The following is a 13,237-nucleotide window of genomic DNA, read 5'->3' as shown; positions in this document are numbered from 1 at the left end:
CACATTCCAAATACCTCTTAACCTAAAATAGTACGAGAAAAGCCCAAAAATGAGAACAATAAGGATCTGCTCCTTTTGAAAAAATACCGAGCTATAATTCTAACTCCACGAGTTAATTAAATTCCAATCGAATGTTAATTAAATCTTTAATACTTGGAAAGCTATTTCTTGTTTACTTTATAAGCTGTGAATAGATTATTTTTTATGATATAATTCATTAAAAACCTGTGTTCAAAATCCTATCCATTGTAGCAATTTGATTTCTTTGAATAATAAGCATCTACAGTTTTTTTAATCCTTTTTAAATAACCTCATATTTTTTAATTCCTCATCCATTTGGTTTATTCGTTTCTCCTGTTGAATAGTATAGAGAGTGAGTTCTTCTATTTTCAGGAGTAATCTAGAAACCATGTCCCCTAAAACAACTCCATTCTCTTCCATTTCCTTGGAGCTTGGAATATTTAGCAGATACCCTCTTTCTATAATTTGCAGTTCTACTTCTTCCAAGGATGGCAATCGGTAATCTTTAGTAAAAATATAGTCGGGCCAATTTGTCTGTAGAGCTACTTTTACTTCTTCAGCAATAATACTACCGGCTACCGCCAATCGATGCCCTTGGGTATTGGTGGTACCTATCCCCACATTTCTATTGGCAAATAAATCCCTTGCACGCCAATCTACCGTAAATAAATTAGCATTCGTAGAAGTATAATCGGTAGCTCCTCCCCCTCCTGTATCGGTAGTAACATTGACGGTATTCCCCGCTGCCGAAGTATTCCCCGCGGCATCCCTAGCCCTTGCCGTAAAGGCATAGGTAGTACCTGGTGTCAATCCCGTAACATTGAAAAAGGTGTTCGTTGGAGACCCGATTTGAGTTCCATTTTGAAATATAGTATACCCGGTAACCCCGACATTATCTGTTGAGGCATTCCAATTTAAGTTAGTTGAAGTAGACGTAGTCCCCGCTGCAGCCAAAGTAGTAACCGTAGAAGGAGGCTGGGTGTCTCCTCCACCACCTGCCGCTGTAATAGACACACTGTCAAAAAACACGGAATCCCCAGTACTGCCTCCACTACTCGGACTTGTGTAAATTCTAATAATAGGAGAGTTACTCGAAGCTGTCAAAGTCCAAGTATATTGTGTCCAGTTAAGACCGTTGATTAAAGTGGTGGAAAATCCAGTTAAGCCCGCCCAATTGGCAAATGCCGGTTGAAAATTTTGGGTTCCGGCCCTGGCCCAAATACTGATAGTATAGGCCTGCCCCACTGTAGCTGGAAATGTATAAGCGCAATCCCTTCCGTTACTTGCAGAAGCAGCAGCATTGATAGAAAATGTTCCAAGAAAAGGATTGTTGGTGCTCGAGGTAATACTGGCATTCCCTGTCCAACCGGTTGTAGTATTAGCCTCGTTAGCAATTGAAGCTGCATTGGCCTGATTATGTAGATTTTGACCTGTCAATCCAAAACCAAAACACAAAAGGCCTAAAAAAAGTAGTAGTGATTTCATATCCCATAGCGTTTATCATAGTTAAAATTGAAGAATAAAACTGGGGGAAATACAACTCTATTAAAGATAACCAAATTCTACAGTGATGTCAATATTCTTCTATGAATAGCATAAAAACCCTTTGAAATAGCAAGAATAAAAATTTGTGATAAAATAGTTATCGGTTTTCAGTTAAAACAGCTTCCAAAGACACCATAAACTTCTGAATAACAGCATTATTATAAATAATATAAAACTACATTTCATATTTATATAATTAGCATATCATAAGTATTACGACCATTATTATTACAGACCTCATTTGTCTAAAATGAAATTCGAAATTAACTAACACTTATAAAAATAAATAAAATGCCCCTGTAGAAATCGAAAAATCAGAAATCATCCCTTATCTACTACGCTTTATCGATTAAACAGCTAGTATTTAGCTATATTAATAACCAATTAGTAATTTTAATGTACTCAAGTTCTGTCAAGAAAATTATCAACCTCAAAGAGTATAGTTTACATCCTATAAAATAAATGAAATTACGAGGATCAGCGATAATTTAAAAAAGAATTATCACTAAGTAATAGCGGATTACGCAAACATTTCAATTAATTGAAATACTATTGATAGGCTAGCTGTTTTGTAACTTAGACATAGGTCGTATTTGCTTTTAGTAACCAATTTTCTAAAATCCTTTTTTTATATGGTTCAAAATATTGGATAGCATGTATTCTTAACGATATTTTTTTTTTGATTGATTAATGGAGGACACCTTTTACAAACCAAACCGCAAAGCTATGAAAACCAACAACATACTTTTTACATGTGCCGGCAGAAGGAACTACCTCATAAACTATTTTAAGGATGCCTTAAATGGCAACGGCCTCGTCATAGCTATTGATAATCAGACCAATGCCCCTGCTTTAATTGATGCCGATTTGGCCATTCAGGTATCCGATATTTATTCTGACACTTATCTAGAAGAATTAAAAAGTATTTGTATAAAGCATCAGGTCAGGGCCCTAATTCCCCTAAATGATCTAGAACTCCCTATGCTCGCTAAACATAAAGCCGAGATTGAAGAAACAGGAACAAAAGTTATTGTATCCAATCAATTTGCTATAGATATATGTTTTGATAAGTGGAAGACTTTTCAATTTTTGAAGGATCATAAATTACTTACCCCTAAGACCTATATTAACTTTAATACAGTTGCTGAAAATATAAAAAATAAAGAATTAGAATTTCCCCTAGTTCTAAAACCCCGTTGGGGTAGTGCTTCTATTGGAATCGAAATTGTAGAAAATATGGAGGAATTGGATTGCGCCTATCGTTTGCTCAAAATAAAATTATCACGATCTATTTTAAATAAAGCCAGCGAGGATGCTATTGAAAGTGCCATCTTGATTCAGGAAAAAATAGACGGAATAGAATACGGTATGGATATTTTAAATGATTTTGAAGGAAACTATTACAATACCTTTGCCAGAGAAAAACTATCTATGAGAGCTGGGGAAACAGACAAAGCCATGTCTGTTATTAACCCTAAATTTAGTGACATTGGAGAGACAATTGCTCGGAATTTAAAGCATATAGGAAATATGGATTGTGATGTTTTCCTGGTAGGTGAAAAAGTATATGTCTTAGAATTAAATCCAAGATTTGGGGGAGGCTATCCTTTTTCACATGAAGCCGGAGTGAATACGGCAGCAATTTATATTGAATGGCTTAACGGAAATAAGGATGTATCCCACCTTAATAATTACGAAGAAAATATTTCTTTCGCAAAATGCGATGTTTTAAAACGAATTCCAAGCGCTAACGATCAACTAACATCCATAAATTCCCATGTCATAAAAGAGTATTAATATCTTATTTCTCACAGAAAGAGAACAAGGCAACAAATTAATATACAACTTTTTAAAACCAATTATTTGCTAGTTTTTAGACCAACTATTCTTTTTTTTAGTAAATTTAAAAATACCCCCCAAAGAAATGGCTATTATTCTTTTTGAAACCGGAGTTAAAGACGTTGCTCTAGAAGTATATCATTTGAGTACTTTAGGTGACGAGGATAAGTATAATGAATTTTTAAAATTACTCCCTCCACACCCTCTTTATAAAAAGGAAATTCTTTTGTTCGGAAAATCGCCCAATGAAGAGTTAAAATATTTCGTTTTCATTTACCAGAATACCGTAGTTGCATTAATGCCTTTTTTTCTTCGAAAAGTGATAATTAATAAGATAGATACGGGTTTTTTGGATGTAAGTTCACCTTATGGATACTCTGGTCCTTTATATGCAGAAAACACCAAGGAAGAAGTTGTGCGAAATTTTTGGAAAAAAATAGATAAATGGTATAACAACAATAATATAGTTTCAGAATTTATCCGATTTAATATGCAACACAATTGGAAAGGTTACAATGGGGAAGTAAATGCCACCCTATCCAACGTTTGCGGCAGCATTATCCCAGAAAAGGAACAATGGAAAAACTTTAAGCCAAAAGTCCGAAATAATATTAGAAAAGCACAAGAATATAAATTATCCAGCGCCATTTACCATAAGAATATCACTGCAGATGCTATAAAACAGTTTCATTCTATTTATATCAATACCATGAAAAGGAACAAGGCAGCCCCGCACTTTTTCTATGAGTTAGACTATTTTATTAATTTAATCAACACAAATTCGGATATTTGTGCTCTTATCCTTGTTTACAAAGGAAACAAAGCTATTTCTGCTGAGTTACTATTATTGTCAGACAATACCATCCATTCCTTTTTAGGCGGTACCGAGGCTGACTTTTTTCATACTCGCCCAAACGACTTTCTGAAATATGAAGTTCTTAATTGGGCCCGCAACAATGGTTTCGTCAATTATTTCCTTGGTGGAGGAAGGGAAGACGGCGATAGTTTGTACCATTATAAAAAAGAATTCTTCCCAAAGGATAAGGATAGGATTTTTTATACTGGAAGAAAAATAGTCGATAAGGACATATACGACACTCTTGTAGCCCACAACCCTTTTTGTAAAAACTGCACCTTATCAAATTATTTTCCGAAATACAACTGTAAGCACCCCTGCTGAATCAAATATGTAAAGCCGATACATTTCTATTTGGGCGTTCCCTCCTTCGTCGGGCGGGCTCTTCGCTATATCCCTTGCGCTGCTGCGGGGATGTCGCTGCGATCCCTAACGCAAAAAAAATATCCACGGCAAACTTAGCGTCCTAAACCAGGCTTAAATTGTAAAGGATCTGTACCTGTTTACTATTTTTAATTTATACCCCTTTAATCGTTCTTAATTTAAGAAAACAAATAGTTTCATCACAGCTTAAGTTCAGGGAATATTACTTTTCTTAAACTTATGACTTCTTATTATAACTATAAACCACAATAGCTTTCACTAACCGAAGCCCCACAATATTTCATTTTATTGTTCCAAATGATTCAAACAGAAAAAGCCGTGAGTTACAACTCACGGCTTACTATTCATAAGATTTAGTTTAACTATTTAAAATTTTATCACCTTAAAATCTGACCTCCTATTTACCTTATGCTGTGCTTCTGAACAACGAGAGTTATCATCACAATCATTTAAGAGTTGTTGTTCTCCATGTGCTTCAAAAGTGATTCTATCGGCACTTACTCCTTGGCCTACTAAATAGGCTACCGTCTTTTTGGCTCTCCTCTCAGATAACTTTTGGTTATATGCGGATTCTCCTCTTGAGTCAGTATGGGCATTAACCTGAATTCTAAGATTCGGGTTTGTTTCCATTAACGTGGCTACCTTTTTTAGGGCCGCTCTAGATTTAGAGTTAAGGTAAGTAGAGTTAAGAGCAAATTGTACATCGCCATACCCTTTAATAGTTTCTTCGAACTGTTTTCTCTGTGCTTCTTCAGCATCTCTTTTCGCCTTCTCTTCTGCAGCTAAACGAGCCTTTTCTTTTTCCAAAGCCAATCTTTCTGCCAATAGCCTTGCTTTCTCCTCAGCATTTTTAGCCGCAATTGAATCGGCTATTCTCTGATTTTCTTTTTCGAAGGCTTCTATTAAAACTAATTTTTCTAATCCTCTTTTAGATAGCCCCTTTTCCACTCCAAATTGGTAAACAACACCCGCAGCATGTTGTAAATGATTGCCTTTAGCTTGGTCCATGGCAATTTTTCCAGAAGAACTAAGATCTAATCCCCAACGGTCAGAAAACCATGTTCTAAACCCGACCACAGCGTTAACAGTTCCCCTTGGCCTATTCCTTGCATCTGTATATCCGGCTCCTATCCCTACATAAGGATCAAACCAAGCTGTTTCACCAATGATCTTATTTAAGTCATAACTCAACCTAGCATCAACCGCAAAATAGTCGGTTTCAACAGTGTTTACTGCGCTTTCAACAACCTTACCAACTTTGTATTTATTATAGGTACCAATGGCCTCTATTCCCAGACCATTTTTAAAATATCTTCCAATGCTAATACGAGATGGAAATGCAACAGCATTCCAATTTTCTTCTACTTTAAACAAACCTTTTAATCCACTATCAGCGTCATCTACAAAATTATATCCCAATCCTACCATCCAAGAACTCTTTACAATACTGTCCTTGGGAGATAGCTGAAAATCCTGAGCGTATATTACATTCGTAAACACTAGGATAAATAACAATAATTTAGATCTACTCATTTCCATAAATTTATTTCAAAAAATTAACAATTAAATTTATTGCTTTAACGTGATCACTCCTAATTATACTATTCAAAGGGAACGATTATCGACAAATTACAAAAAAAATCAGATGAAACATCCATTTACAGTCCCTTAATCGAAATTCTTTTTAACTAACTTTTTCAATTATTTATATAAATGGCTCTTATAGAGATATCCCTTTAATTAATTCAAGATTATTATAAGTTGTAGTTCCTGTATTGCCAATTATTTTGATCCCTGCAATTTATTCAGTTTCAAAGAGAAGGGGTATTACTTCTAATTCTAGAATAACATGCCTCCGCATTTTTTTAATTTTCGATTTAATATAAGGATAGTCCTAGATTATTATGAGAAACATGTTCTTAAAAAAAAGCTCATAGGGTCTCTTTAAACAAAAAGAATCCAATGAAGCTAACTTCACTGGATTCTTTTTTAAAAACTTTCAACCTTTTTAGGCCGACAGATCATTACTATTTTAAGCCCATTAAAATTTAACCACCTTAAAATCTGATCTCCTATTTATCTTATGCTGTGCTTCGGAACAAGGAGTGTTGTCATCACAACCATTTAAGAGTTTTTGTTCGCCATAAGCTTCAGAAACAATTCTTTCTGCACTGACTCCCTGGCTTACTAAATAAGCTACAGTATTTTTGGCTCTCCTTTTAGACAACCAATTATTATAACTTGATTCTTCCCTTGAATCGGTATGGGAATTTACTTGAATCGTAAGATTTGGGTTTGTTTCCATTAACGAAGCCAATTTTCGTAGACTCTCTTTAGATTTGGCGTTTAGAACAGAAGAATTCAGGGCAAATTGTACGTCACCGTAGCTCTTAATAGTTTCCTCGAGTTGTATTCTTTTAGCTTCTTCAGCATCTTTTTTTGCTTTCTCTTCAGCTGCCAATCGAGCCTTTTCTTTTTCCAAGGCCAATCTCTCTGCCAATAGCCTTGCTTCCTCCTCTGCTTTTTTAGCAGCAAGAGAATCTGCTATTCTCTGACTTTCTTTTTCAAAGGCTTCTATTAAAGCTAATTTTTCCAGTCCGCGTTTAGAAAGTTCCTTTTCTACTCCAAATTGGTAAACAACCCCGGCAGCATGTTGTAAATGGTTGCCCTTACTTTTCTCCATAGCAAATTTTCCAGAAGAACTAAAATCTAACCCCCATTGGTCAGAAAACCATGTTCTAAATCCAATGACGGCGTTAATAGTACCTCTTGCTCTATTGTTGGCGTCCGAATATCCGGCTCCCATCCCTACATAAGGGTCAAACCATGCTGTTTCTCCAATGATCTTGTTTACGTCATAGCTCAACCTAGCATCGATGGCAAAATAATCGGTTTCAATTGTATTGACAGCGCCTTCTATAACCTTACCAACTTTGTATTTATTATAGGTACCGATAGCCTCTATGCCAAGACCATTTTTAAAATATTTCCCAATACTAAGACGAGATGGAAATGCAACAGCATTCCAATTTTCCTCTACTTTAAACAATCCATTGAACCCACCACTAGAATTGTCTACAAAATTATATCCTAATCCTACCATCCAAGAATTTTTTACAATACTGTCCTTGGGTGATAACTGTAAATCCTGCGCATAAATCACATTTGTAAATACTAGGATAAATAACAATACTTTAAACCTACTCATTTTCATAAAATAATTTTGAAAAATTAACGCGTAAACTTATTATTTTAACGCAATCTTTCCTAATAAAACTATTTAAATACTTAATTATTTTTAAGTAGATCTATGACAATGAATCATACAGAATTTATAAGACATTACAACTTTAATTTAACCGTCTGATCTGTCAGTGAAAGAAGATTTTAATCTTTATTAGCTCGAAAACACTTATTCTTTTAATTATCGAAGAAAGCTAATAGAGTTAAGTTTTTGAACCAATTTTTCTAATACCAGAAAGAAACCGAATAATTAGAATTAAGGGGCATTTTGGCAGATTCGCCTTGGCTCACCTGTTCGTTTTACATTGAATAAACAAAAATACCGCCTTTAGCGGTTATCGAAAACAGGTAAAAAACATGAAGCCAAATGAAAAGTAGGATAGAAAAAGTAATAGTATATATTAAAGATTTCTTATAGGAATAATCAGGTTTTGCCCGTGATTTACAATAGCCCTCCAAAGAAATAACTACAACCCCTCAACCGAAATTATTTTACCAGAATTTTTCATTTTATAAATACAAAATGCACTTGTAGAAATGGCATTAGTATCTACTAATTCGGGAACAATCTTTTCTTTAATTCCTAATTTGATCAAACTATCATTTTCGGAGATAAAAAATAGTTCTGGAGGTCTTGTATCGCTTCCAAGTCCAGAAAAATATGCTACCACAATGTCTTTATCAAAATCGATTTCAGGAATTGGAAAGCCTGGTTTTCTGGTTTTGTTAATTTGGAGAAATAATTTCTTTAGGGCACCTAAATCTTCAATGACCCGAAATTCTTGAAATTCAATACCGCTATGACTATCATGTACTATTAATTCAAGTGAAATTGATTTCGAGGGATCTTGTTCCATTTTTTCAGTATTGATTTCCTTTAAAATAGTACATGATGTAAATAAAATAAAGAAAAAACAAATCACCCTTTTCATCTACAGCTATTTATTGTTAATTAATAGTCATACATAATTCCCTAATCTTCATTCATAATTGTGACCAGTTTTCGGTCATGCTCATTTCATAAAATACTATTGAATGTTCTTATACATGGCCAAATAGGCTTTTTCGTAAACGGCTTCGTACAGTGGTAATACCTTTAATATATCAAATTCCAAGGCGGCATTTTGGGCATTTATTTTAAATTCTTCCAGCACTACATCATCCTTTAATATTTTTAGGGCATTTTCTGCCATCTCCTCTACATTTCCTATATCGCTTAAATATCCGGTAACTCCATGTAAATTAACCTCTGGAATACCTCCAGCATTACTGGAAATCACGGGTACCTTATTAATCATTGCTTCCAAGGCGGCTAATCCAAAACTTTCGGTTTGGGAGGGCAAAAGAAAAAGATCTGAAAAACATAATATTCTATCTATTTCATTGCTATTTCCTAAAAACATTACCTTATTCGAAATCCCTAATTCCTCACATAAACGTTCAGCTCCCTCCTTTTCTGGACCTTCTCCCACCATGATAAGTTTTGCTGGGATTTGTTGTTGAATATTATTAAAAATCTGGATAACATCTGGGATACGTTTAACCTTTCTAAAGTTACTGATATGTGTTATAATCCTTTCTTCATCGGTTGCCATTAAGGAACGTTGACAATCTGTAAATTTTGGATTGCATTTCTTCTTATCGATAAAATTAGGAATCACTTCAATATCCTTCTTAATATTGAACAACTCTAAGGTACTCTGCTTTAAATTTTCCGAAACAGAGGTCACAACATCGGAATTATTAATACTAAAAGTTACGGCAGGTTTGTAAAAGGGATGTTTCCCCACTAGAGTTATATCTGTCCCGTGTAAGGTTGTAATCATTGGAATAATGATCCCTTCCTCTTCCAACATTTTCTTTGCCATATACCCGGCATAGGCATGTGGTATGGCATAATGTACGTGCAAAAGTTCTATCCCGTGCAACTTTATAGTATCTACCAATTTACTTGACAATGCCAGTTCGTAGGGTTGATATTGAAACAGAGGGTATTCTGGGACATTTACCTCGTGAAAGTATATTTTATTACTTAGGAACTCTAATCGGACTGGTTGACGGTAGGTTATAAAATGTACTTCATGCCCTCTATTCGCCAAAGCAATTCCTAATTCCGTGGCCACTACGCCACTACCTCCAAAAGTCGGATAACAAACTATAGCTATTTTCATTACTTACAAATTTAGGGAAAAGAGGACACTAAGAGAGTTTTTGTACGATTTATTTCAACCACGGCCCAAACTCATAGATGTATCTCCACTCTAACCAATTAACGTATTGATTATTATAAAACCCACACCACTATAAACTTTGCTATAAATTGTTTGTAAAGACAGCTTCTTTAACACCTATTAATTAAGGCAAAGAGCTTGCTAAATTGAGATAAAATAGTTAAAACTCTATAGCCTCATAAATGGCTGTTTGAATTCTAGTTCTTAATCCCGATTTCACCAAGAGCGTATTGGTAGCCGTTGGATAGGTTCTATTGGAGAGAAATACATATACCAAATCCTTTTCAGGGTCGGCCCAAGTATAGGTACCTGTAAACCCGCTATGGCCAAAACTTTTTCTAGAAACAAGTTTACTGGCAGGGCCTCCTAGCCCATTTGGCTCAGGTTTGTCAAATCCAACCCCCCGTCTTACATCCTTATCGCAAAAATAACAGGTGTTGAATTTTTTAATGGTCCTGCTTTCTAAAAACTGTTTCCCACCATAATATCCATTTTGCAAATACATTTGCATTATTTTGGCAACATCATTGGCATTGCTAAAAAGACCAGCATGTCCACCTATTCCCCCTTGCATAGCTGCTCCCATATCGTGTACATACCCATGAATAGTTTGGTATCTATAGTAATTATCCTCTTCGGAAGGTACTATTTTATTTTTGTCATATTTCTCTAAAGGGTTGTATGATGTGTTCAAGGCACCTAAAGGCGCGTACAAAAACTCATCGATCAACGTATCAATACCTTGTTTATAAGTATCTTCTATATATTTTTTCATAACAAAATAAGCCAAATCGCTATAACGATATCTATTTGCCTTAAGCTTTTGCCTTCCTATTCTATTATAGATAGAATCTGCATAAACATTCGCTATATAAAGATTCTCTGCCACTTTTACCGAAAAGCCACTAGATGATTGATTTCTATAGTACTCCTTGGATGGTTTCCTATCATTGTCCATGGTACTGAGATAAAACGCTATCCATGCCGGTAATCTACCATAGTGGGAAAGGGCTTTTAAAACCGTTACATTTTTAAGCTCCGAAGATGAATAAGACGGAACAAGTTCCTCGAACGTATTATTTAGACCTAATTTCCCTTCTTCTTCCATTTTCATTACTAAAGGTAAAGTCGCCAATATTTTTGTCAATGAGGCTAGGTCGTACAAATGATCAGGGGTGATTTTTTCTTTGGCGTCATAGGTAGGTTTCCCAAATCCTTTATTATAAACGACCTTGCCTTTTCGAGCCACCAACACCTGAGCCCCTGGAAACATTAGCGAATCTAATCCATTCTCCACTAATTCGTCTATCCTGGCCAATTTAGTAGAACTCATTCCAACACGCTCAGGCAAGCTATATCCCAATCGTTTTAAGGAATTCAATCCTATACTAGTTCCGACAGGAAATTCCGGACTTACCGTCACTGGCAAGATTCCCTTGGCCGGTACTGCCCCAAAAATTAATTGAGCTGCTTTTTCTTGTGCGATGACACTATTTTGATACCCCATCACTATGCCATCTATACCTTCAAAGGACTGTACATCTATAAGCGCATATGGCTTGGCAAATACAGAAAGAATAAGATTAGAAGTTGGCTCTTTGGCAATTTCTTTTAACCATAATAATTCGTTTGAAGAAAATTTATAAGCTTTCCATGGACTTGAATTGCTTTTATGCAGACCAATAATCACTAAATTATAGTCCTTTAATTTTTGTTTGACCGTAGCTAAATCTCTAGCATTCACCTGGGTAACCTTTGCATATTTGTTCAGTTCTTCCAAAAAGGGCTTGTTATCATCCTCCCCAAACTTTACATAAGCAATCTTCTTATTTTCTAAATTTTTAATGCCTAATACATCAGAATCATTCTTTATGACTGTTATAGCATTTTCTATGGCTTCTTCATAAATAAGATCGTCTTCAATAGAATTTAAATCGTTATAAAGGTTGTTTATTTTTATTGGCTCATATTGTTGCAAGCCTACCTTATATTTAGCCATAAGGATTTTCTTTACAGAACGAGCCAGCCTCTTTTCAGTAATCCTTCCTTTATTATAAGATTCTAGAAGTTTAGCCTTTGCCTTAGGAACATCTATCGGCATTAATAAAATGTCGTTACCTGCTAGAAAAGCAGAGAGTTCTACTTCACCTTCTTTGGCAAAATTAGAAACCCCTCTCATATTCAATGCGTCTGTAAACACCAAGCCTTTAAAATTTAATTCTTCCATTAAAAGTCCAGAAATAATCTGTTCTGACAAGGAAGAAGGGTATCCCTCTTTAATCTCAAGACTAGGCACGCTTAAATGCCCTACCATGACACTGCTAAGGCCTTCCTTTATTAGTTTTCTATAAGGATATAACTCTATACTGTCTAAACGTTGTTTAGAGAAATCAATTATCGGCAAACTTTTATGTGAATCCACAGCTGTATCTCCATGCCCAGGAAAATGTTTCCCGCTTGAAAGCACACCAGCGCTTTCCATTCCCTTCATAAATGCAACACCCTTTTCTGCAACATTATCTCTATCCTCACCAAAAGATCTGTTCCCGATGATGGGATTTTTTGGATTTATATTGATGTCGATATCGGGTGCAAAATTAATGTGCACCCCTAATCTATTTGCATGTTTACCAATTTGACGTCCCACAGTTTCTACTATGCCGTTATCTTTAATTGCCCCTAGGGTCATATTCCAAGGAAAAGCGTAGGTAGAATCTAAACGCATTGCTAGCCCCCATTCTGCATCCATTCCTATTAATAATGGAATTTTAGCATTCTGTTGGAATTCATTGGTGAGCTGTGCTTGGCGTACAGGACCGCCCGTAGAAAAAATAACACCCCCGAGATGATGATCCTGAATTAATTTCTTAGTTCTTTCTGTACTGGCTTTTGTCTGATCCGATGTAACCATTACCATAAATAATTGCCCCAACTTTTCATCTAGAGACATTTTATTATAGGTCGCATCGACCCATTTTTGCTGAAGTAAACTATCCTTGGTTACTAAAGGATTAGATTGACTATGGGCTAAAAATAAGGAAATAAAAAAAATTACAAAAAAGAGGGTATTACGCATAAAAAATCTGTCTATGAAAAATTGGATATACAACAGTATACT

Annotated in this window: 8 protein-coding genes; 2 read left to right on the top strand and 6 right to left on the bottom strand. The window is 35.3% G+C overall.

Annotation, left to right across the window (positions count from 1 at the left end; all coding sequences use genetic code 11):
- Window positions 1-291: 291 nt before the first annotated feature.
- Window positions 292-1,506 carry a fibronectin type III domain-containing protein gene (locus HCG49_RS11005; protein ID WP_168469587.1) on the bottom strand — a complete coding sequence of 405 codons (1,215 nt, stop codon included), beginning with the start codon at window positions 1,504-1,506 and terminating at the stop codon, window positions 292-294.
- A 786-nt stretch (window positions 1,507-2,292) separates the two neighbouring features.
- Here HCG49_RS11005 and HCG49_RS11000 point away from each other — a divergent pair.
- Together HCG49_RS11000 and HCG49_RS10995 are read left to right on the top strand one after the other, a co-directional pair.
- Window positions 2,293-3,363, top strand: coding sequence for an ATP-grasp domain-containing protein (locus HCG49_RS11000; RefSeq protein ID WP_168469586.1), 1,071 nt, complete (start codon window positions 2,293-2,295; stop codon window positions 3,361-3,363).
- A 127-nt stretch (window positions 3,364-3,490) separates the two neighbouring features.
- Complete coding sequence (locus tag HCG49_RS10995) at window positions 3,491-4,585, top strand: GNAT family N-acetyltransferase (protein WP_168469585.1); 1,095 nt, start codon at window positions 3,491-3,493, stop codon at window positions 4,583-4,585.
- Between the two features lie 426 nt (window positions 4,586-5,011).
- Here the strand turns inward: HCG49_RS10995 and HCG49_RS10990 are convergent, their stop codons facing one another.
- The 5 genes from HCG49_RS10990 to HCG49_RS10970 all read right to left on the bottom strand — a co-directional run bounded on the left by HCG49_RS10990 (window position 5,012) and on the right by HCG49_RS10970 (window position 13,195).
- A complete protein-coding gene (locus HCG49_RS10990; RefSeq protein ID WP_168469584.1) occupies window positions 5,012-6,178 on the bottom strand; it encodes an OmpA family protein in 1,167 nt (388 codons plus the stop codon).
- Between the two features lie 508 nt (window positions 6,179-6,686).
- Entirely contained in the window at window positions 6,687-7,853 is a 1,167-nt protein-coding gene (locus HCG49_RS10985; RefSeq protein ID WP_168469583.1) for an OmpA family protein, read from the bottom strand.
- 502 nt (window positions 7,854-8,355) lie between these two features.
- Window positions 8,356-8,820, bottom strand: a complete 465-nt coding sequence (locus HCG49_RS10980) for a hypothetical protein (protein ID WP_168469582.1) — start codon at window positions 8,818-8,820, stop codon at window positions 8,356-8,358.
- A 96-nt stretch (window positions 8,821-8,916) separates the two neighbouring features.
- Window positions 8,917-10,059 (bottom strand): N-acetyl-alpha-D-glucosaminyl L-malate synthase BshA, encoded by a 1,143-nt coding sequence (gene bshA, locus HCG49_RS10975; protein ID WP_168469581.1) that lies wholly within the window; start codon window positions 10,057-10,059, stop codon window positions 8,917-8,919.
- Window positions 10,060-10,279: 220 nt separating this feature from the next.
- On the bottom strand, window positions 10,280-13,195 hold the full coding sequence (locus HCG49_RS10970; RefSeq protein ID WP_168469580.1) for a glycoside hydrolase family 3 N-terminal domain-containing protein: 2,916 nt from the start codon (window positions 13,193-13,195) through the stop codon (window positions 10,280-10,282).
- Window positions 13,196-13,237 lie beyond the last annotated feature (42 nt).

The sequence above is a fragment of the Arenibacter sp. 6A1 genome, assembly GCF_012272855.1.
In the GTDB taxonomy this organism is placed as follows: domain Bacteria; phylum Bacteroidota; class Bacteroidia; order Flavobacteriales; family Flavobacteriaceae; genus Arenibacter.
The sequence above is the reverse complement of the archived record's forward strand: the minus strand, read 5'-3'. Positions and strand labels throughout refer to the sequence as shown.

Bases quoted from the DNA above. Each gene is read 5' to 3' on its own strand.
- HCG49_RS10970 (WP_168469580.1), bottom strand. From the start codon at position 13,195: ATGCGTAATACCCTCTTTTTTGTAATTTTTTTTATTTCCTTATTTTTA.
- bshA (WP_168469581.1), bottom strand. From the start codon at position 10,059: ATGAAAATAGCTATAGTTTGTTATCCGACTTTTGGAGGTAGTGGCGTA.
- HCG49_RS10990 (WP_168469584.1), bottom strand. From the start codon at position 6,178: ATGAGTAGATCTAAATTATTGTTATTTATCCTAGTGTTTACGAATGTA.
- HCG49_RS10985 (WP_168469583.1), bottom strand. From the start codon at position 7,853: ATGAGTAGGTTTAAAGTATTGTTATTTATCCTAGTATTTACAAATGTG.
- HCG49_RS10995 (WP_168469585.1), top strand. From the start codon at position 3,491: ATGGCTATTATTCTTTTTGAAACCGGAGTTAAAGACGTTGCTCTAGAA.
- HCG49_RS11005 (WP_168469587.1), bottom strand. From the start codon at position 1,506: ATGAAATCACTACTACTTTTTTTAGGCCTTTTGTGTTTTGGTTTTGGA.
- HCG49_RS10980 (WP_168469582.1), bottom strand. From the start codon at position 8,820: ATGAAAAGGGTGATTTGTTTTTTCTTTATTTTATTTACATCATGTACT.
- HCG49_RS11000 (WP_168469586.1), top strand. From the start codon at position 2,293: ATGAAAACCAACAACATACTTTTTACATGTGCCGGCAGAAGGAACTAC.